General features: G+C 31.5%; 18 protein-coding genes. 15 read left to right on the top strand and 3 right to left on the bottom strand.

Annotation, left to right across the window (positions count from 1 at the left end; all coding sequences use genetic code 11):
• Positions 1–187 precede the first annotated feature (187 nt).
• The 8 genes from addB to JOC70_RS11800 all read left to right on the top strand — a co-directional run bounded on the left by addB (position 188) and on the right by JOC70_RS11800 (position 10,625).
• A complete protein-coding gene (addB, locus tag JOC70_RS11835; protein ID WP_204599091.1) occupies positions 188–3,640 on the top strand; it encodes a helicase-exonuclease AddAB subunit AddB in 3,453 nt (1,150 codons plus the stop codon).
• A 159-nt stretch (positions 3,641–3,799) separates the two neighbouring features.
• Positions 3,800–4,606 carry a histidinol-phosphatase HisJ family protein gene (locus JOC70_RS11830; protein WP_204599090.1) on the top strand — a complete coding sequence of 269 codons (807 nt, stop codon included), beginning with the start codon at positions 3,800–3,802 and terminating at the stop codon, positions 4,604–4,606.
• A gap of 182 nt (positions 4,607–4,788) precedes the next feature.
• Positions 4,789–5,763 (top strand): SIS domain-containing protein, encoded by a 975-nt coding sequence (locus JOC70_RS11825; protein ID WP_204599089.1) that lies wholly within the window; start codon positions 4,789–4,791, stop codon positions 5,761–5,763.
• Between the two features lie 55 nt (positions 5,764–5,818).
• Positions 5,819–7,123: an ABC transporter substrate-binding protein gene (locus JOC70_RS11820; RefSeq protein ID WP_204599088.1), complete on the top strand. Its 1,305-nt coding sequence runs from the start codon at positions 5,819–5,821 to the stop codon at positions 7,121–7,123.
• Positions 7,124–7,214: 91 nt separating this feature from the next.
• Positions 7,215–8,102, top strand: coding sequence for a carbohydrate ABC transporter permease (locus JOC70_RS11815; RefSeq protein ID WP_204599087.1), 888 nt, complete (start codon positions 7,215–7,217; stop codon positions 8,100–8,102).
• Between the two features lie 2 nt (positions 8,103–8,104).
• On the top strand, positions 8,105–9,025 hold the full coding sequence (locus JOC70_RS11810; protein ID WP_243429116.1) for a carbohydrate ABC transporter permease: 921 nt from the start codon (positions 8,105–8,107) through the stop codon (positions 9,023–9,025).
• Between the two features lie 24 nt (positions 9,026–9,049).
• The gene (locus JOC70_RS11805; protein WP_204599086.1) at positions 9,050–9,871 is read left to right on the top strand and encodes a PfkB family carbohydrate kinase; all 822 of its coding nucleotides are present in this window, start codon (positions 9,050–9,052) and stop codon (positions 9,869–9,871) included.
• A 25-nt stretch (positions 9,872–9,896) separates the two neighbouring features.
• Positions 9,897–10,625 carry a GntR family transcriptional regulator gene (locus tag JOC70_RS11800; RefSeq protein WP_204599085.1) on the top strand — a complete coding sequence of 243 codons (729 nt, stop codon included), beginning with the start codon at positions 9,897–9,899 and terminating at the stop codon, positions 10,623–10,625.
• 91 nt (positions 10,626–10,716) lie between these two features.
• On the opposite strand, the gene JOC70_RS11795 is transcribed toward JOC70_RS11800, so the two are convergent.
• The gene (locus JOC70_RS11795; protein WP_204599084.1) at positions 10,717–11,370 is read right to left on the bottom strand and encodes a DedA family protein; all 654 of its coding nucleotides are present in this window, start codon (positions 11,368–11,370) and stop codon (positions 10,717–10,719) included.
• A gap of 554 nt (positions 11,371–11,924) precedes the next feature.
• Between JOC70_RS11795 and JOC70_RS11790 the strand changes: the two genes are divergently transcribed.
• The 5 genes from JOC70_RS11790 (at position 11,925) to JOC70_RS11770 (ending at position 16,502) form a co-directional block, all read left to right on the top strand.
• The gene (locus JOC70_RS11790) at positions 11,925–13,091 is read left to right on the top strand and encodes an ABC transporter substrate-binding protein (protein ID WP_204599083.1); all 1,167 of its coding nucleotides are present in this window, start codon (positions 11,925–11,927) and stop codon (positions 13,089–13,091) included.
• A 106-nt stretch (positions 13,092–13,197) separates the two neighbouring features.
• Complete coding sequence (locus JOC70_RS11785) at positions 13,198–14,082, top strand: branched-chain amino acid ABC transporter permease (RefSeq protein ID WP_204599082.1); 885 nt, start codon at positions 13,198–13,200, stop codon at positions 14,080–14,082.
• A gap of 11 nt (positions 14,083–14,093) precedes the next feature.
• Entirely contained in the window at positions 14,094–15,044 is a 951-nt protein-coding gene (locus tag JOC70_RS11780) for a branched-chain amino acid ABC transporter permease (protein WP_204599081.1), read from the top strand.
• Positions 15,022–15,804: an ABC transporter ATP-binding protein gene (locus JOC70_RS11775; protein WP_204599080.1), complete on the top strand. Its 783-nt coding sequence runs from the start codon at positions 15,022–15,024 to the stop codon at positions 15,802–15,804. Before JOC70_RS11780 ends, JOC70_RS11775 begins: the two co-directional genes overlap by 23 nt.
• Complete coding sequence (locus tag JOC70_RS11770) at positions 15,798–16,502, top strand: ABC transporter ATP-binding protein (protein WP_035308054.1); 705 nt, start codon at positions 15,798–15,800, stop codon at positions 16,500–16,502. Before JOC70_RS11775 ends, JOC70_RS11770 begins: the two co-directional genes overlap by 7 nt.
• 172 nt (positions 16,503–16,674) lie before the next feature.
• On the opposite strand, the gene JOC70_RS11765 is transcribed toward JOC70_RS11770, so the two are convergent.
• Complete coding sequence (locus JOC70_RS11765; protein ID WP_243429115.1) at positions 16,675–17,478, bottom strand: sugar phosphate isomerase/epimerase family protein; 804 nt, start codon at positions 17,476–17,478, stop codon at positions 16,675–16,677.
• A 72-nt stretch (positions 17,479–17,550) separates the two neighbouring features.
• Positions 17,551–19,152: a phosphoglycerate dehydrogenase gene (gene serA / locus JOC70_RS11760; protein ID WP_204599079.1), complete on the bottom strand. Its 1,602-nt coding sequence runs from the start codon at positions 19,150–19,152 to the stop codon at positions 17,551–17,553.
• A 236-nt stretch (positions 19,153–19,388) separates the two neighbouring features.
• On the opposite strand from serA, the gene JOC70_RS11755 reads away from it, so the two are divergent.
• Positions 19,389–21,176 (top strand): DUF2207 domain-containing protein, encoded by a 1,788-nt coding sequence (locus JOC70_RS11755; RefSeq protein ID WP_204599078.1) that lies wholly within the window; start codon positions 19,389–19,391, stop codon positions 21,174–21,176.
• A 97-nt stretch (positions 21,177–21,273) separates the two neighbouring features.
• A complete protein-coding gene (locus tag JOC70_RS11750; RefSeq protein ID WP_204599077.1) occupies positions 21,274–22,005 on the top strand; it encodes a DUF1361 domain-containing protein in 732 nt (243 codons plus the stop codon).
• The last annotated feature ends 195 nt before the right edge of the window (positions 22,006–22,200 follow it).

Here is a 22,200-nt window from a genome sequence, read left to right as displayed (position 1 = left end):
AAAAAGTCGGTCTTTTAGGCCGACTTTTTACTTTTAGTGTATTGTGTATAGAACATAACATAAAATTATGGATAAATAAGATTATGGTTAAAATATGTAAAGGAATAATTAAGATTTGAAAACTATGATATAATAAATTATTACTATAAAATTAAGTTAATAATGAAATTAACAAAGGGTGATAAAAATGAGTTTAAGGTTTATATATGGAAGATCAGGCAGCGGCAAAAGCTATTATTGTTTTGAAGATATACAAAAGAAATTAAAAAAAAGTGAAGAACATCCTCTAATACTTTTAGTTCCAGAACAATTTTCATTTCAAACAGAAAAAAACCTAATTCACTATATAGGAGAAAATGCCATGGAAAGGGCAAGAGTATTGAGTTTTAAAAGACTTGCTCAAGTGGTATTTAATGAAGTAGGCGGAATAATTCATAAACATATAAATGAATCAGGAAAAAGTATGCTTATATATAAAATAATGCAAGAACATGCCAATAGGCTTAAAATTTTTAATAAAGCTGCAATAAGAGAAGGTTTTATTAGTACAATGTCTGAGCTTATAACTGAATTTAAGAGATATAACATAAGTCCGGAAATTTTATATGAAACTCATGATGCAATTCAGGACCAAAACCTGCAGTGGAAGATGGAAGATATAGCGCTTGTATATTCTCAGTTTGAAGAAAACTTACATAAAAAATATATAGATTCAGAAGATGACTTAACATTACTTGTAGAAAGATTAGATAAATCAAAGCTGTTTTATAATGCAGAGGTTTGGATAGATGAATTTTTTGACTACACTCCTCAGCAATATAATATACTTGAAAAAATAATGAATCAAGCTAAGAGAGTAAATATTACATTAGCTACAAATAGCTTAAATGAAACAAGAGCAATAGATAACTTAGATCTTTTTTATCTTACAAAGAGCACTGAAGATAAGATTTTAAAGATAGCTGAAAGAAATAATATATCCTTTGATAAACCAATATCATTAAATTGTTCTCCTTGCTATAGATTTAAGGAAAGTAAAGAATTAAGCCATATGGAGCAAAATATATTTGCATATCCTTATAGGATTTTTAAAGGAGATACAAAGGATATATGCATGTTCAAAGCATTAAACAAGTATTCTGAAATAGAAGATACTGCAAGGGATATACTTAAATTAGTAAGGGATAGGGGATATAGATTTAAGGACATAGCTGTAGTTACAGGTGATTTAGATGGATATGAAAATTTAATAAGGGCGATTTTTGATGAACATTCCATTCCTTATTTCATAGATAAAAAAAGAGAAATAGTTAGTAATCCACTTATAGTTTTAATATTATCATCCATTGAAGTTATGGTTAAAAGATGGAGCTATGAAGCTGTTTTTAGATACCTAAAAACTGGACTTACTGATATTTCAAGAAAAGATATAGATCTTATAGAGAACTATGTTTTAGCAAATGGAATACGTGGGAAGAAGTGGACTACAGAAGAACCTTGGAGTTATCGAATAAAATATAGCTTTTCTGGGGATGAAATAAGCGAGGCAGAACAGGAAAGCTTAAATAAGATAAATCAACTAAGATATAAAATAACTAAGCCTTTGATGGAATTTCATGAAAATATAAAGGGTAAAAAAACAGGTAAAGAAATGTGTCATGCTTTATATAACTTTTTAATGAAGCTTAATATTGAAGAAAAAACTCAAGGTTTAATAGAAGTGTTTAAGGAAGAAAACTTACTAGATAAGGTAAATGAGTATAGGCAAATATGGGATACTATTGTAGATATAATGGATCAAATTGCTGAAGTCATAAATGAAGATAAAATAGATAGTGAAGTATTTGGTAGAATTCTTAAAAGTGGATTTGAGGAGTATGAGCTTGGATTAATTCCTCCAGCTATTGACCAAATTCTTGTAAGTAGTGTTCAAAGAATTAGAAGCCATGATATAAAAGCGCTTTATATTGTTGGAGTGAATGATGGAGTTTTCCCAGGAGCCATAGCAGATGAAGGAATACTTACAGATTTAGAAAGGGAGAGCTTAAGGGAAAATGGCTTGGAACTTGCAAAGGATACAAAGAGTTTAGCTTTTGAAGAGCAATTTTTAACTTACATTACCTTAACTATTATGAGCAAATATTTAAGATTAAGCTATCCTATAGCAAGTCTAGAAGGAAAGAGCTTAAGACCGTCTATTGTGATATCAAGAATGAAAAAGATATTTCCACAGCTTTGTGAAAAAAGCAATATAATAGCTAAGCACACTGAAGAGGAAGATATAGAAATGGTTAGTACTCCAAAGGCTACATTTAACGAACTTATATCAGAGCTTAGAGGAAGCAGTGAAGAAATAAATTTAAGTAAGGTCTGGCTTGACGTATATAGGTGGTATAGAGATAGGGATAAGTGGAATAGAAAGTTAAATACTATACTGCAGGGATTTAGTTATAGTAATGATGCAGAAATACTAGATACCCAAAAGGTTAGAAAACTTTATGGACATAATATGAGTATAAGTGTGTCACGCCTAGAAAAGTATGCATCTTGTCCTTTTGCATATTTTGTAAAGTATGGGCTTAATGCAAAGGATAGAAAGATATATAAGCTTACCTCACCGGACCTAGGAAGTTTTATGCATGAAATATTAGATAATTTCACTAAATACTTAGGGGAAAAAAATTTGTCCTGGGAAAATGCAGATAAAAGTTTATATGAAACAGCAATTGGAAATTTGGTAGATGAAAAAATACAAAGTACTCCAGGGGCAATTTTTAATAGTTCTCCTAGATATGAGCATATGACACAAGGAGTAAAAAAAATTCTTATAAGGACTCTAGAAGTAATTGGAGAGCAAATAAAAAGAGGGGATTTCAAGCCGCAAGGATCGGAGCTTTCATTTAATTTTAATGGAGATTTTCCACCTATTTCTGTAGAACTTCATTCAGGAGAAAAAGTAAATTTAATAGGTAGAGTTGATAGATTAGATACATTGAAGGAAGAAGAAGGCACATATATAAGGATAATAGATTATAAATCAGGAAACAAAAAGTTTAGCTTGATAGATGTATACTATGGTTTGCAGCTTCAACTTTTAGTATATTTAGATGCACTTTTAACTGATTTAGAAGAAGAAATAAAGAACAATACATTGCCAGCAGGAGTACTTTACTTTAAAATAGACGATCCTATAGTAAAGGGAACAGGTAAGGAAACTTATGAAGAAATAGAAAAGAAAATACTTTCAAGACTAAAGATGAACGGACTCTTACTTGAAGATGTAGATATAATTAAGGCTATGGATAGACAAATTGATAAATATTCAGATATCTTACCTGTGGCTTTAAGTAGTAAGGGTGAATTTTATAAAAATGTAATGGGGTCTCTTGCTACGAAAGAAGAATTTGATATATTAAGAGCCTATGTGAAAAAGACAATAGTAAATCTATGTGAAGAGATGCTTGAAGGAAATATTTCAATAAAACCCTATAAGAAGAAGGAGTCAACCCCTTGTGGCTTTTGTGAGTATTCTCCAATTTGCCAATTTGATTCATCACTAGATGGAAATTCATATAAAAACATACAAGAAAAGAGTACTGATGAAGTGTGGGAAATGATTAAAAAAGAAACCAGTAAATAGTGTGCAGGCTAAAGGCACTAGAGATTTAAATATGAGTAACCAGAAGGCTAATAGCCAGTAACCAGCTTTTGCACCTCAAAAGGGGTGCATTTTTTATATTGAAAAGTTAAACTGTAAAAAAAGCATTTATTATAGAGTGAGAAAGGATGATTAAAAAGTATGTATTATCTAATTGATTATCATATTCATACAAGTATTTCCCCTGATGGTAAAGATTCAATTATTCAGGTTTGTGAAAGTGCCATAAACAAAGGATTAAAGGAAATAGCTATAACGGAACATTGTGAAATGCACAGGAAAGACTGGGCATCCCAATATTACGACTTGGAAAAATATAAAAATCAAATATTAGAGGTTAGGGAAAATTTTAAGGGGAAAATTGAAATAAAGGCAGGATTAGAATTGGGACAGCCACATCGTAATTTAAAAGAATCAGAAGAACTGATAGGTTCTTTCAACTATGATTATATTATAGGTTCTCTTCATAAGATGATTAATAATATAGATCTTGGCAAATTAGATTTGACAACTATTACACTAGATAACTTATGTTTAGAGTATCTTCAGCAGTTAGATCAAATGGTGGTATGTGGAAAGTTTGATTGTGTAGGTCATCTTGATTTAATAAAAAGATATAGTACAAATTACTATAAACAAAGAATAACGCTAATAAAATACTATGATTTTCTAGTAGATATACTAAAAAAAATTATTGAAAATGGAAAGGGGATTGAAATTAATACATCAGGGCTAAGACAAGCTCCTAAAGAAACGATGCCAGGTCTTGATGTGATAAAATTATATAAAAGTTTAGGTGGGGAAATAATAACTATTGGCTCAGATTCACACAATAAAAGCGATGTAGGTAAAAATATTATAGATGCTTTGAAACTTTGTGAAGAAGTAGGATTCAAGTATATAACTACATTTAATAATAGAAAGCCATATTGGAAAAAGATTTATTAGTAAAGACATATTTTACAATGAAATATGATTATAAAAATATGAGAGAATTATCAGTAAATTCCATTGACAATTAATGTAATTTAAGTTAATATAATCATATAGAGAATATAACAACATATAACAACATAATATAATGTATAACAACATGGGGATGTTAGAAAAATTTTAAGGGGGAATTTATTATGAAACCAGAACATGTAAAACAATTAGAGACTGCAATTGAGGCAGTTAAAGGTGTTAGTGTTAAAAATTTTTACTTTGTAGCTTGTGGTGGATCAAAGGCGATATTTGAACCTGCACAGTATATAATGGACAGGGAAACAGAGATTCCATCAGCGGTTTATTCATCAAATGAGTTTGTACATCGTTCACCAAAAGGCTTAGGACAAGGTTCAGTTGTAGTTCTTTGTTCACATTCAGGTAATACACCAGAAACAGTAAGAGCTGCTGAATTTGCACGTGAAAAAGGTGCAATAACAATAGCATTCTCACATCTTGTGGATTCGCCACTTTGGAAGGCGGCTGAATATACAATACATTATGATTGGGGAACAGAAGCAGATGCATCAGAATTAAATAATGGAATGTTATATAATCTTATATTTAGTATGCTTAATGTAGTTAATCCTAATGAAAAATATACTCGTGCAGTAAAATCCATTAACAATTTACACAGAGTATTTGAATCAAATAAGACAAGCACCTACGAAGCTGCAGATAAATTTGGAAGTGAACTTAAGCGTGAAAAGCTCATATATACTATGGCAAGTGGTGGTTGTTATGGGGTAGCTTATTCCTTTGCCATTTGTTTACTTATGGAAATGCAGTGGATAAATTCTAGTGCAATTCATTCAGGAGAATATTTTCATGGACCATTTGAAGTTACAGATTATGATGTGCCATTTATTATAATTAAAGGATTAGATGAAACTCGTCCGCTTGATGAACGTGCACATGCATTTTGCAAGAAATATAGTGATAAGATAACTCTTATCGATGCTGAAACATTTGATATGGAAGGAATTGATGAAGACCTTCGTGGATACTTTGCACCACTTGTTGTTGGAGTTGTTCTTCGTCAATATGCAGACCGTATTGCAGAACATAGAGGACATCCGTTATCTGTTAGAAGATATATGTGGAAAATGGAATATTGATAATAGGATATATATTAATTAAATATATATTAAGATATTAATTGGGGGGGTAAAAATGTTAAAGCGTATTCTTGCGGTAGCGTTAAGTTCTGTAATGGTGATGTCTTTAGTAGGCTGTGGTGGTGGATCTAAGGATACTGCCGGTCAACCAACAAAGTCATCTGATGGTAAAACTGTAATCAAATTTTTCCATAGATGGCCTAACGAACCTAGAAATTCATATTTTAAAGAATTGGTTGCTGAATTTGAAAAACAAAATCCAGATATTAAAGTTGAGACAGATGCAGTTTTAAATGACTCATACAAAGAAAAAATTCGTGTACTTGTATCATCAGATAATGTTCCAGATGTATTTGTATCCTGGTCAGATTCATTTGCTGAAAATCTTGTAGCATCAGGAAAAGTAAAGCCACTTAATGATATGGTTGAAAAGGATAAGGAATGGGCTAGCCAAGTTATGGATTCCCAAAAGGGCGCATTTACATTTGATGGTAAGCTTTATGGAATGCCTCTTACAATTGATGGGAAAGCATTCTTTTACAATAAAGATGTATTTGAAAAGAATGGACTTAGTGTACCTAAGACATTTGATGAACTTATAGCGTTACTAGAAAAACTAAAAACTCTTGGATATAAGGCCCCAATTATTGAAGGATTGACAGATCCTTGGACTATAGCGCATTACTTAGGAACAATGAATCAGCGTATGCTTGAGCCAGCAGTTCTTAAGAAGGATTATAATGCAAAAACTGGAGAATTTACCGATCCAGCATATGTAAAAGTTTTAGAACACTTTAAAACATTAACAAAATATATGGGAACAACAGCAACTGCAATTGACCATGAAACTGCACGTAACATGTTTGCAAGTGGTGAGGTTCCTGTTATGTACATGCAGCTTGCAGAAATTAAAAAAGTTCAAGATAACGGAGATATCAAATTTGGGTTCTTTAACTTCCCAACATTTGCTGATGGAAAGGGAAGTCCAGAAGCACTTACTGGAGCACCAGAAGGTTTTATGTTAAGTAATGTAAGTAAAAATCCAGAAGCAGCTGAAAAACTTTTAAAGTTTATAATTTCCAAGGAGAATGCTACTAAGTTTACAAAATTAGATGGACAGGTTACAGCAATAAAAGGAGCTGTTTCAGCTGATAATGCATCAAAGGAAATTTTAGAAGCTGTTGATTTAATTATGAATTCTTCTGAAACTACTCCATGGCTTGACAATGCAGTAAAAATCAGTGTAGCTGATGCTTATATGCGTGGAGGTCAATCTATAGCAGCAGGACAAAAGACTCCACAGGATGTAATGAAGGATGTACAAAAAGCAGCTGCTGAAGAACGTAAATCTGCAAAATAATTTAAAATAATATTACAAATTTAAGAAGAGGGGGCTTCCCCTCTTGTGTTATATAAGTTTATAGTAATCTATTTTGCTAGGAGTGGTGGTAATGAAAAAATCAAAAGTTGTATTAGCTCCATATTTATTTATAGCTCCATGCATTATTATGTTAGCAGTGTTTATATATATTCCGCTAGCTCAAAATATTCTTTATAGTTTTGAAGAATTTTCAACATTATCTCCTATAAGAAAAATGATTGGACTGCAAAATTATAAAACACTACTATCTGATAAAGTTGTGGTGACAGCATTAATAAATAATGTACGTTATGCAATAATATCTGTAATTTGGCAGGTATGTTTGGGTTTGGTAGTGGCAGCAGTATTGGAAGATAAGGTTTTTAGAAAAATTTCACCTGCTATTCGAACTATATACTTTTTACCGGTTATAATTTCGATGACAGTAATTTGTTTGCTTTTTAGTTTTATATACAATCCTCAGACAGGGCTATTAAATAGCTTTCTTAGAATTATAGGACTGGACAGTTTAGCAAAACCTTGGCTAGGTTTACCTTCTACTGCACCATATGCAGTAATTGCAGTATCTCAGTGGCAAAGTTTGGGATACATTATGATGCTATTCATTGTTGCAATTCAAAAGATACCAGAGGAGTTATACGAAGCAGCAGAGATAGATGGAGCGGGAAAAATTAGACGTTTTATAAGCATAACTTTACCACAAGTTAAAGAAATGTTTTTTGTAACTAGCTTAATCACAATTACAGGTGCATTTACGGTATTTAATGAGCCGTATATTTTGACAAAGGGTGGAGGACCTGGAACAAGCTCTATGACTATTGCAGTTCATATGTATCAGTCAGGCTTTTTTAAAGATAAAATGGGATACGCTGCTACTTTAGCTGTACTAATATTTGTTATAACAGCATCACTTGCTGTGGTTCAAATGTTATTATTTAGAACGGGAAAGGAGGAATAGAGATGGATAAACATAAAGTTTCTTCTTATAGTGATATACAATTAAGCACTGAAAATAAAATTCCTAAGATGCCTAGATATAAAGCTTCCTCTTATCGCCGTAACAAATTTGGTATAGGTGAAACTTTAGTTTTGGCAGTTCTTTTGATTGGTGTTGTATGCATTGCCTATCCACTATTTTGGATGGTAATGTCTTCTTTAAAAAGCTATAAAGAGATTTATGGAAATGTATGGGGGTTACCTTCAGTTTGGAAATTCTCTAATTATGCAATTGCATGGGACAAGGGAATATCAAAATACTTTTTAAACAGCTTAATAGTTACAATCTCAACAGTTACTGGGGTAGTTATAATTGCTTCATTATGTGCATATGGACTTAGTAGATATAGGTTTAGAGGTATGAGTATAGCGCTTATAATTTGTATGGGTGGAATGATGTTAAATCCACAGGTATGTGTAGTTCCACTTTATGTTCTTTTGCAAAAACTAGGAATTCATAATACTCGTTTTGCAATGATTCTTCCTTATATAGCATTTAGATTACCTTTAACGGTATTACTTATTAGATCATTTTTTCTTGCAATTCCAAAGGAATTAGAAGAATCAGCAAGAATAGATGGATGCAGTGCTTTTGGGATTTACTGGAGGATATTTATGCCTATTTCAAAACCAATTTTACTTACAAGTGTAATACTTACATCATATTATTCTTGGAATGAATTTTTATTTTCAATTATATTTATAGATTCAGACAACTTAAAAACTATTCCTTCAGGACTTATGAATTTTAGAGATGCACTTCAAACGGATTGGGGAGTGTTACTTGCAGGTATGGTTATTTCTGCACTACCTATAATTATATTATTTATATGTATGCAAAAATATTTTATAAGAGGTATGGCAGCCGGATCTGTAAAAGGTTAATATTTAAATTGGAGGGTATGTAATATGAAAATGATAGCTGTAGGAGATAATGTAGTTGATTGCTATTTAGATCAAAACCTATATTATCCAGGTGGGAATGCTGTAAACGTTGTAGTTAATTGTAAACGATATGGATTTGATGAATGTTCTTATATTGGGATATTTGGAACTGATAAAAAAGCTGAACATTTGATGTGGGCACTTAATCAAGAGGGAATAAATTATGAAAAATCCCGTCATGTGATAGGAATAAGTGGACAACCAAGAGTAAATTTAACCTCTGAGGGAGATAGAGTATTTGTTGGTGGGCCTAAGAATACTGTGCAGCATATTGTTAGATTACGTTTAACACCAGAGGACTTAAATTATATTTCAGATTTTGATGTATGTCATACAAGTTGTTATTCGAATATTGAAGCAGAACTTGTAAAAATTAAAGATTGTTGTAATATTTCATTTGATTTTTCCGATAATAGAGATGTAGAGTATTTAAAAGGAGTATGTCCAAATGTGAGGTTCGCATTTTTCTCAGGTTCAGATTTGATATTGCAAGAAGTAAAGGATCTTATAAACACATGTCACTTGCTAGGAACTGATATAGTTGGAGTAACCCTAGGAGGAAAAGGGGCGTTATTTTCTAAAAATGGTGAACTATTTGAGCAGGGCATAAAGAAAACAGAAGTTATTGATACAATGGGTGCAGGAGATAGTTTTATTGCAGGATTTTTGACAAGTTATACTCAAAATAAAAATATGCAAGAGGCGCTAGATTTTGCAGCTACTTGTGCAGCAAAAACATGCACATTCCATGGAGGATTTGGATATCCTCATTCATTTGATGACTAAATATTAAATAAAGGAGAAATAATATATGTTAGTAGCTGATAGCTCAATATCTTTGTATGAGCAATTAAAGTTTCTGATTAAAGACGATATTGTAAAAAGAACCTACAAACCAGGCCAAAAGATGCCAACTGAAGCGGAACTAGGTGAGCGATATGGTGTAAGCCGAATAACTGTTAGAAGAGCAATAAAGGAATTAGTAAATGAGGGATTATTGGTATCTAGGCAGGGAAAGGGAACTTTTGTAGAATCTTCAAAGATACATTCAAAGATTTTGAGTTTAGATGGCTTCACTGACTTAGCAACTTCAGAAGGTATTAATCCTGAAAGAATAGTTTTATCAAAAGCAATAATAGAACCATCAAATAAGGTTTTAAAATCTTTGAATTTACCTGAGGGATCCAAGGTTTTAGAATTAAAACGTATGATTATGTATGAAGGGTCACCGTTTAGTATCGATATAGCTTACTTCCCTACTGACCTTTTTCCAGATATAATTTATAAAATCTCCGACCATGTATCGACTTTTAAAGTTATGAGGGAAGAATATGGAGTTGTAATGAAAAAAGCTTATAAGGAATTTAGCGTTACTGTAGCAAATGTTGAGCAAAGCGAGCTACTTAATTGTTCACCTGGTGAGGCACTATTTTTAGTTGAAAAAATTATATATAATGAAGAAGATAAGCCTATTCATTTTTCACATTTTTTAGTTTTATCAAGTAGAGCAACCTATTCTATTACCGTAGAGCAAAACTGAGTAGGAGTGCAAGTGGAAGGGAGTAGGGAGAGAAGAATAGAAGTTTGTAACTGCAAACTTCTATTTTTTATACTTGGTATTTAATTATATTTTAAAGAACTGTATCACGGCTGCCCAGCTTGCTTTTTAGATAGGCAAAAGCTCCAGGTAAAACTGATACAAGAATTATTGCAAATATAACTAATGTAAAGTTATGTTGCACTGCTGGTAGATTTCCGAAGAAATATCCCATTAAAGTAAATAGGGCTACCCAAGTAATTCCTCCAACAATATTATAAGATATAAATTTGCTGTAATGCATTTTTCCCATACCTGCAACAAAAGGAGCAAAAGTACGTACTATTGGCGCAAATCTTGCAAGTATTATAGTTTTGCCACCATGTTTGTCATAAAAACTATTGGTCTTATCTAAATATTCCTTTTTTATAAATTTGATATTTTGATTTTCATAAAGACCTCTTCCTAAAAGTTTTCCTATCTCATAATTTACTGTATCACCAACTATTGCAGCAGCCATAAGTACTAAAAGTAAAGTGAAAATATTCATGGAGCTTACGGAAACTAAGGCGCCAGCGGCAAAAATAAGTGAATCTCCTGGTAAGAAAGGAAGTACTACAAGGCCTGTCTCGCAAAATACTATAAGAAATAGTACGGCATAGGACCACATTCCATAATTTTGCACAATGGCACTTAAATGTGTATCAATATGTAATATAAAGTCTATAGTCATTTGTATAAGTTGCATAATATAACCTCCTAATGTTTATCAAAATGACAATAGATATTATATCACATAACAGAAATAAAATTTTCAATAATTTGATTAAATACTAAATTTTACATTAAAAAAGCGGATTTTATATTTTATAAAAATAATTTTTATGTAAATGTTTTCGGTACGTTGACACATGTTTAAGAACGTGATAATATCTTTAATAACAAATCAAGAATGTTAAGTTAGTTTGCAATAGAATATAAATTTTAAAAATTATGACGAAGACAAAACTATCATCACGTTAACTACAGAGAACCGGATAAGCTGAGAACCGGGTTAAATGGATAGCAATACTCACTTCTGAGTTGTATAGTCGAAATTAAGTAGATTATACCGCGGGGCTGCGTTAAAAAGCTGAGGTTTAATAGAACCTGAAAAAAGACTATTCTTATGATGAGAGTAGTGAAGTAGAGTGGTACAGCGTTAAATATCGCCTCTACATGTGTTAAGCACATGTAGAGGCGTTTTTTTATAACCTATAACCTTAAATAGGGGCTATTTTAAAAAATAAAGGGGGCAATTTTATGAAAAAGAAATTATCATTATTATTTGCAACAATGTTTGTCACAGGAGCATTGGTAGGATGTGGAAGCAAACAAACATCTGCAGATGCTAAGACCGTAAAGGTAGGTCTTAACTATGAGTTATCTGGAAATGTGGCTACATATGGCCAAAGTTTAAGTGAAGGTGTTGAACTTGCACTTGAGGAAATTAATAAAGCAGGTGGAGTTTTAGGAAAACAAATTGAAGTTGTAAAGGTAGATAATAAGTCTGAAACTGCTGAAGCTGCTAACGTTGCAACTAAGCTTGCAACTAGAGATAAGGTCGTAGCAATACTTGGACCTGCAACTTCTGGTAATACAAAGGCAGCAGCACCAATTGCTGTACAAAACAAAGTTCCATTAGTATCAGCTTCTGCTACAGCAGATGATGTTACGGTAGATAGCAATGGTAAAGTAAGAGAATTTATATTTAAAACTTGTTTTAGTGACTCTTTTCAGGGGGTTATAGGAGCTGACTTTGCAGCTAAGGATTTAGGTAAAAAGAATGCAGCTATTCTTGTAGATACTACTAGTGACTATAGTAAAGGTCTTTCAAAAAACTTTAAAGAAACCTTTGAAAAACATGGCGGGAAAATTGTAACTGAACAGGCCTATCAAGCAAAAGAAACAGACTTTAAAGCAGTGCTTACAAAAATTAAGGGTTCAAACCCAGATGTAATATATCTTCCAGGTTATTATGAAGAAGTAGGTTTGATAGTAAAACAAGCTAGAGATCTTGGAATTACTGCTCCAATAGTTGGGGGAGATGGTTATGAGTCACCAAAACTTACAGAGCTTGCAGGAAAGACTGCATTAAATGGAGTTTATTTTACAAATCATTATTCTTCAAAGGATACTTCAGCTGAGGTTGTAAATTTCCAAAAGGCATTTAAAGCTAAATATAATAAAGAGCCAAATGGATTCAGTGCTCTTGGATATGATTTAGGATATTTCTTTGCAGATGCAGTAAAGAGAGCTGGAGAAGCTAATCCTGTTAAAGTTAAAGAGGCTATGGCAGCTACTAAAGATTTCAAAGGAATAACAGGTAAGTTTTCTATAGATGAAAATCATAACCCAGTAAAATCAATAACAATTCTTGAAATGAAGAATGGAGAGCAGACTTTCTTAAAGAAGCTAGATCCACAATAATAAATAAACTAAAAGAGTAGCTAGGATTAGAGAGTACAAAGAATACAATATGAAATTAAATAAAAGCTTTGTGCTCTCTAATATATTTTAAAAGGATGTGAAAAAGATGGAACAAACTTTACAGCAGTTAGTTAATGGACTTTCACTTGGGAGTATATATGCATTGATTGCGTTAGGATATACAATGGTTTATGGTATCATAAATCTTATAAATTTTGCTCATGGTGATATATATATGTTAGGAGCCTATATAGGTTTTGCTGTTACCACATTCCTACATGTTGGTTTTATACCAGCAATCATTATATCAATGGTTTCTTGTGCAGCTATAGGAATTATAGTGGAAAAAGTAGCATACAAACCTATTAGAAATTCTACGAGAATTGCTGCACTGATAACTGCCATAGCAGTTTCATTATTCTTAGAATATGGAACAATGTATTTTGTTAAGGCGGAAACGAGAACTTTCCCACAAGAGCTTGCAAGTAAAAATATAAAACTATTCAATGGTGGGGTAGTACTTAATACTACAGATATATATATATTAGCAATTACTATTGTGCTTATGATAGCGCTTCAGTATATTATTCATAAAACAAAAATGGGTAAAGCTATGAGGGCTGTTTCAATGGATAAAGAAGCAGCACAATATATGGGAATAAGCATTGATCAAACAATATCCTTTACTTTTGCTCTTGGTTCTGCACTAGCAGGAGTTGCAGGTGTACTTGTTGGAGTATATTATAACTCAATAAATCCTTTAATGGGAGTTCTTCCCGGACTTAAGGCTTTCGTAGCTGCGGTAATTGGAGGAATAGGAATTATACCAGGTGCGGTTCTTGGTGGATACTTCCTTGGAATGACAGAAACTATAGTTAGTGCTAATGGTGGATCTTTATATAAGGATGCCGTAGCATTTGCAGTATTAATTATAATACTTTTAGTAAGACCTAATGGACTTTTAGGTAAGAATGTAAAAGAAAAGGTATAGGAGGGAATAGTATGAAGGTATTTAATAAAAATAATATAGTAACAGCGGTTCTCGTACTTCTCCTATATGTATTAGGACAAATATTAATAAGTGCTGGTATCATTGATTCTTATATTTTACTTAATTTAATAGTAATAGGTATTAATATAATACTTGCTGTAAGCTTAAATCTTATCACAGGTTTTACAGGACAATTTTCACTAGGACATGCAGCTTTTATGTCCATTGGAGCATATGCTTCTGCTGTAGTTACAGCTAAATTTAGCCTGCCATTTGGAGCAGGAATAATTGCAGGAGCAGTAATTGCTGCAATTGCAGGAATTGCTATAGGAATTCCTACATTGAGATTAAAAGGAGATTACCTTGCTATAGCAACATTAGGATTTGGGGAGATAGTTAGAATAATAATTCTTAATAATGAATACTTGGGTGGTGCTAGTGGACTAAATGATATACCGCAATATACAAACTGGGCGTGGATGTTTGCAATGGTTGCACTCACTATCGTTTTAATAAAGAACTTTATCAATTCAAAGAGTGGAAGAGCTTGTATTGCAATTCGTGAAGATGAGATTGCAACGGAATCTATGGGGGTTAACACTACTTTTTATAAGGTACTTGCTTTTGGTACAGGTGCTTTCTTTGCAGGAATTGCAGGAGCATTATATTCAGGATATTTTTATTTTATAAAACCAGATGCCTTTGGTTTCATGAAATCTATTGATATTCTAGTAATAGTAGTATTTGGAGGTATGGGAAGCATTATGGGCTCAGTAGTTGGAGCAATAGCACTTTCTGTAATATCTCTTTTACTTCAAGGATTCCCTGAACTTAGAATGGTTATATATTCAGTTATACTTTTCTTAATAATGGTTTATAGACCACAAGGAATTATGGGTAATTATAGATTTAGGTTATTTAAGAGGGGAGGTATTCAAAATGTCAGTGCTAACGGTAAATAATATTTCAATGTCTTTTGGTGGAGTAAAGGCAGTAAGTAATGTAAATATGAAAATAAAGCATGGGGAAATAATTGGGCTTATTGGACCAAATGGGGCAGGCAAAACCACATTTTTTAATTTACTTACAGGCATATATAGTCCAACAGAAGGTGAAATAATATATAATTTTGATAAAAATGTTCATCCTAATAAAATGAAACCTCATGAAATAGCTGCAGCAGGAATAGGCAGGACATTTCAAAATATAAGACTTTTTAGTGAAATGACAGTGGAGGAAAATGTCAGAGTAGGATTTCATAAGAACATTAAATATAAAGCTATTTCTTCCTTGTTTAGAACTCTCTCTTATTATAAAGAAGAAGAAAATGCGGATAAAAAGGTTATGGAACTTTTAAAAATCTTCAACCTTGATGGAAAAAGAGAAGAACTCTCTAAGAATTTATCCTACGGGGAACAAAGAAGACTAGAAATAGCAAGAGCTCTTGCGTCTAATCCAAAGGTTTTACTTCTTGATGAACCAGCAGCAGGAATGAATCCAAATGAAACACATGAGCTTATGGAACTTATAAGATGGATCAAGGATAAATTTGATATAACTATAATTTTAATAGAGCATGATATGTCACTTGTAATGTCTGTATGTAATAGACTTTACGTTCTTGATTATGGAAAGCTTATTGCAAATGGAACGCCAGAAGAAATAAGACATAATCCTGCAGTTATTAAGGCATATCTTGGAGGTGAAGATGAAGCATGTTAGAAATGATTGATGTTAATGTATATTATGGAGCTGTTCATGCTTTAAAAGGTATAAGTTTAAAAGTAAATGAGGGCGAAATTGTTACTTTAATAGGTGCAAATGGAGCTGGGAAAACTACAACTCTTAAGACAATTTCTGGAGTGCTAAAACCTAAAGTTGGAAAGGTTACGTTTGATGGAAAAGACTTAAGTAAAGTTAATGCAAGCAACATGGTAAGTCTAGGAATGGCTCATGTACCAGAGGGAAGAAGAATTTTTGCTAACATGTCGATTATGGAAAACTTGGAAATGGGGGCGTTTTCAAGAAAAGATAAGGCAGAGATAAAAAAGGATTATGGGAAAATATTCGAGACATTTCCAAGATTATTAGAACGTAAAAATCAGATGGCAGGAACTTTATCAGGAGGAGAGCAGCAGATGCTTGCTATAGGGCGTGCTCTTATGTCAAGACCTAAATTGCTTCTTCTAGATGAACCTTCCATGGGGCTTGCACCGTTAGTAGTTAAGCAAATATTTTCAATAATAGAGGACATAAACAAAAACGGTACTACAGTTTTACTTGTAGAACAAAATGCTTCTATGGCACTTAAAGTAGCCCATAGAGCTTATGTAATACAAAATGGATATGTAGAAATGGAAGGAGACGCTTCAGAACTTTTAAATGATGAAAGCGTAAAAAGTGCATATCTTGGGGCATAATTTATAGTATTAAATCACAAATCTATAGATTTAAATTAAGGGATAATAGATAAAAAGGGGCTTTTAGTTGAGATATATTTTATAAAACCTAGCTAATTTTACTTAGCTAGGTTTTATTTTTGTGTAAAGTTAATTTCAAGAAAGTTTATGAATGTAGGCCATAGCAATTTTTCTAGTGAATTAGGTCTAGTTCTTGCAAAGCTATGAGGCTTTGAGCCGCCTTCTCCCTCGGCCTTACTTCAATAATATAAATTATAGGTTTATCTTTCATAAGGTTAAAGTGCCATTTAAAATCAATAAGCCCAGTACCTGGAATTTGATGGTCGCTTTTACCATTGTTATCGTGAATGTGGCAAGTGTGTATTTTATCTATATTTTTTACGAAGAATTCAATTTCTGCATACTTATTTTCAAGGGAATGACCTATATCCCAAGTTAGGTATAAGTTATCACTGTCTAAAAGTTCTTGAACAGTTTCTTGAACAACCTTCTTTGGAAACCTACCAGAGTTTTCTACGCATATTTTAATTTTATTTCCAGCAAAATCTACAATTTTTTTTAAGTTAGTTTTTAAAATGTTTTTATATTCATTTTCGTAAGACTCTTCCATATAACTTTTTCTATCTGTCAAAGTAAAGCATACAGAAGGTCCTACATGCAGAGTTAAATTCTTTGCTCCAATATCTATTCCAAATTGTATTATGGTCTTAAATCTATTTATTACAGCTTCTCTTATATCTTCCTGAAGTTGAAGTAAAGAAATATCTTCAGGAGCGTGTAATGTTAAAACTATACCTTTGTGTGAAGTATAATTTTTAATGTTAAGTCTGTCCTCTTTAGAATAATTTTCAGGAAAGAACATTGGAACATTCATGTTTAGTTCTACTGCATTAAAGCCACTTGAAATTGCAAAATCAATGATATCATATATGCTTTTTTCTCCTAAGCAAGCTGCGTAACCTATAGGGTTCAACAAGTTATATCACCTCTCTAAAAAATATGAAGGAGCTTTGTTTATTCAAAACTCCAACAAAATTATTAACTAATATTATAGATTTATGTTTTTTGCCCATATTATATCAGGAATATTTTCAAGTTCCGTTAAGGCATCTTTAGCTATTCTTTCATCTATTGTAAGTATCATAAGGGCCTTGTCACCTTTAAGCTTTCTTCCAACCTGCATAGTAGCTACATTTATATCTTGATCTCCAATAAAGGTTCCAACTTGGCCGATTACCCCTGGTACATCCTTATTTTGTATAAATAACATGTGTTCTGTAGGTTTTACATCTACTTCATAGCCAGCAATTTCAACTAATTTTCCCTCTCCCTTAGTTGAAATCGTACCTGCAAGGGTAAAAGTGAAGCCTCTATTACTTCTAATTTCTACAGTAATTAAATTTGAATATCCATCGTAAGCTTCAGATGTATTATTAACATTAACTGCAATTCCACTATCATTAGCTTTTACTCTTGAATTTATATAGTTAACCTTATCCTTCATAACAGGCTCTAAAAGTCCCTTTAAAAAGGCTATAGTTACAATTTCAGTATCTTGAATTCCTATTTCTCCACGGTAGTTTATTTCAACTAGTTCAATAGGAGCTTTGTGAAGTTGATAGTATATTTTACCTAGGTTTTCCATCAAGTCTATATAAGGAGTTATTTCCTTTAACTCATCTCTGTGTATAACAGGAAGATTTACTGCGTTAGGAACAATTCCACCCTTAAGTCCATTGATAACCTGTTCAGCTATAGTCATTCCAACATTTTGCTGTGCTTCTACAGTAGTTGCTCCAATATGAGGAGTTACAACTACGTTATCGAATTGATAAAGAGGAGAACTGTATCTAGGTTCTTTGTCATGTACATCTAATCCAACACTTGCAATTTTGCCGCTCTCAAGTCCCATGAGAAGTGCTTTTTCATCCATAAGCTTTCCTCTTGCTGCATTTACAAGTCTAACTCCATCCTTCATTATTCCTAGTTCTCTTTCGCCAATCATACCAATAGTTTCTTCTGTACGTGGAGTGTGTATTGTTACATAGTCAGATTGCATTAAAAGCTCATCTAAGGTTTCCATTCTTGCTGCATTATATCTTTTAAATCTTTCCTCAGAAATGTAAGGATCATATGCAACTATGTTCATGCCAAAGGCATGCATACGAGTAGCAACTAAAGCTCCAATTCTTCCAAGACCTATTATACCAAGAGTTTTGTTATATAGCTCATTTCCCATAAAGCTATCTCTATCCCAATTGCCTTCTTTTAAAAACTTATCAGCACTGCATACATTTCTGCTTTGAGCAAGTAAAAGTGCTATAGCAAGTTCACAAGCTGATATACTATTACTATCTGGAGTATTTGCTACAATTATTCCGCGCTTTGTAGCTTCTGGTATGTCTATATTATCAACTCCATTACCAGCTCTTCCTACAATTTTAAGGTTAATAGCTTTATCCATAAGTTCGCTGTCAACTTTAGTATCACTTCTGATCATAAGAGCGTGATAATTTCCAATTATATTTAAAAGTTCTTCTCTTTCAATGCCAATCTTTATATCTAATTGAAAATCTTTCTCTTTCTTTAAAAGTTCAAGCCCCATTGGATCAATATTATCTACAACTAGTATCTTTTTAATGTCGTTCATTTAAATTGCCCCCTCTTTTTATATAATATTAAATAAATAATAAATAATAAATAAATTCAAATGAAAGTATATTTTTAAAATTATATTATATACATTGATAAAACACAAGTGTTTGTATTAAATAAATTTTATTAAATAAGTTAAGTTTTTTTAATTATAATAAAATAAGTTAAGGTTATATAGATTTAATAACTTAACTGATATAAAATAAAGTTATTAGTAAAAGGAGGTAAATTATGAGAAATTTAAAAAGACATCAACTAAGTTTTTGTTTATTTATAATGCTAATTGCTTTAATTTTTGGGAAAAGTACTGTAATGGCAGAGGAAAAGATAGTCATTTCTAACTGGAATGTAAATTCTAATGTGATGGAAGATGGTTCGCTAAATATAAATGAATATATTACCTTTAAGTTTAATGATAAATTTAATGGCGTATATAGAAGTATAGTACTTACAGGAACAGAAGGAATAAGTAACTTAAAAATATATGAAAAATCTCCTTATAAGGATATAGAATATAAAAAAGTTGATAAGGCATCTAAAGGAGATAAGGATGTATATACTGTTGACATTAACAAAGATACAGCTGAAATAAAGATATTTTCTCCTTCGAAGTCCAAGGAACAAAAGACTTTTAATTTAGTTTATATGATGTCAAAGGTTTCTACTAGATATAATGATACAGCAGAACTTTATTATAATTTTTTGGGTAGAGAAAATGAGACTTCTATAGAAAACTTTAATGTCAACATAGGATTTTTATATAATTTTGATAAGGATAAGGTTAAGATATTCGCACATGGCCCTTTAAACGGAACTGTAAGGTTTATAAATAACAATACAGTAAATTTAAATGTTAAAGATGTGCCTAAAAAAACCTTGGTAAGTGGAAGAATTTTATTTCCAAAAGAGTTTTTAGATAAGAATTTATATCCTAAGACTAAAAGAGAAGATAGCTTCAAGAAAATTTTACAAGAAGAATTAAAGTCTGCAGAAAATATAAAAAAGAAATTAGAAAGGAAAAATGCTTTTAAAAACATCTTTAATAATATATCAATAATACTTTCAATATCCATATTAGCTGTTTTGGCTTATATATTTAACAAATTAAAGAGAAATAAAGTAGACCTATCAGATGAATATAATATTCATCCTAAAATTTCTACTCCAGCGATGCTTAGTATATTTTACTATAATACTTTAGATTTTAAAAGTATACTTGCAACTCTCTTAGATTTAAATAAAAAGAGGTATGTAGAAGTTAATGAAATAGGAGAAGTGGATGAAAAAACAAAGGATTATTTAATACAAAGGATAAAAGAAAATACTGAAGAATTAGAAGAACATGAGATTTTTTTTATGAACTGGATATTTGGAGAAGTATCAGATAATAACTGCATAACCACAAAAAAATTGAAGGAATATGCAGAGAACCATAAAAAAGAGTTTGCAGAACGATTCAGAAAATGGGAAAATATAGTAAAGAGTAAATTTGATGAGAATAACTATATAGATAAAAGAGGGAAAAAATATGGAATGCCATTAATGGTTACTTCGTTTATATTCTTAGGAGTAAGCATAGCTGCATTAGTAAATGAATCTATGATTGGATTACTGTTAATGATAATTTCAATTATGAGTTTAATAACGGGGATAACCTTATTTTATCGCAAAAGTGACATTGGATACGAAGAATATACTAAATGGCAGCAACTGTTTAAAAGAGTTAAGAAAAGGGATGAAGCAGGGGATGTATATTTGTTTGAAAACTATTTACCTTATTTTATAGTAATGGGTTTAAATCATAGACATGTAGAAAATTTTAAAATTAGAACTCAAGGAACTTCATATAGCACAGGATTTTTTGCATGGTATTATTTAGCTAATAGTACCTCGGGAAATAGCTTTAACAGCTCTTTAAACTCATCACTCCAAAGTACAGTACCAGGGGCAGGAGAAGGAGGAGGATTTTCATCAGGAGGAGGCGGTGCTTCAGGAGGTGGGGGAGCTGGAGGGTTTTAAAAGATGAGTGTTTAATATTGAAGATTATGGAAAAATTTATTTTATAACTAATATAAATTATTTTTATAAAAATATTAAATTTGGGGAGTTACTTTAAATGAAGAAAGTAAAAAAAACAAAGGACACCTGGGGAAAATTAAGAAATGGATTCATGATAATAAATCTTATGTATTTTATGTGGCTTATAGGAAAAGGGAGATTTAAGGAGTTTTATATGATATGGAATATAATACTCTGCTGGATACCCTTTGAATTATCTTTATTTTTTCTTAGGAATAACTCAAAGAAAAAAGGGTCATCTAAGTTTTTACTGATTTCGTGTGCAGTACTTTGGGTATTATTTTTGCCTAATTGCTTTTATATAATTACAGACTTTATTCATATAAGTGGAAATTCCTATATGGTTATAAACCCCAACTATAAGCCCTATACAACGAATGAGAGTATGTATTTTTTTAGTGATAATATAACAATATGGTATGATTTTTTATCCATATCATTAGGAGTCTTTATAGGACTAAGCTTGGGAGTATTATCTCTTTATATAATCCAAAGCCTTATCGAAAAGAAATATAACAAAGTATTTTCCTGGATAACTGTTATAGCTATAAGCTTTATAAGTGGATATGCTATATATTTAGGAAGATTCTTAAGATGGAATAGTTGGGATTTAATATTAAATCCTATAAATATAATAAACATGTTTAGTCATCACATAAATACTAAATCCTTAAAATTTGCAATGCTTTTTGGTACATTAAACTTTGTAGTATATATTTTAGTTCATATACTTATAAGCGTTTCTAAATATATTTCTAATGAAAGTTAAAATTTTTTTAAATTTTATGCACATTTTTCAAGTTAGTGAATAAAATTAAACAGGTGGGAAAAAACTACCTGTTTTTTTAGTTGCTTTTTTAATAAAATCAAAAAATATTATAATATAAGGAGGAAAAATTTTACATGCGTCGAATACATTATATGGAAAAGGACGCAAGAAAATTTATGGCACAAAGGGGATATG

The organism is Clostridium pascui (assembly GCF_016908015.1).
Lineage (GTDB): Bacteria > Bacillota > Clostridia > Clostridiales > Clostridiaceae > Clostridium_AK > Clostridium_AK pascui.
This window is presented reverse-complemented; position numbering and strand designations above follow the sequence as displayed.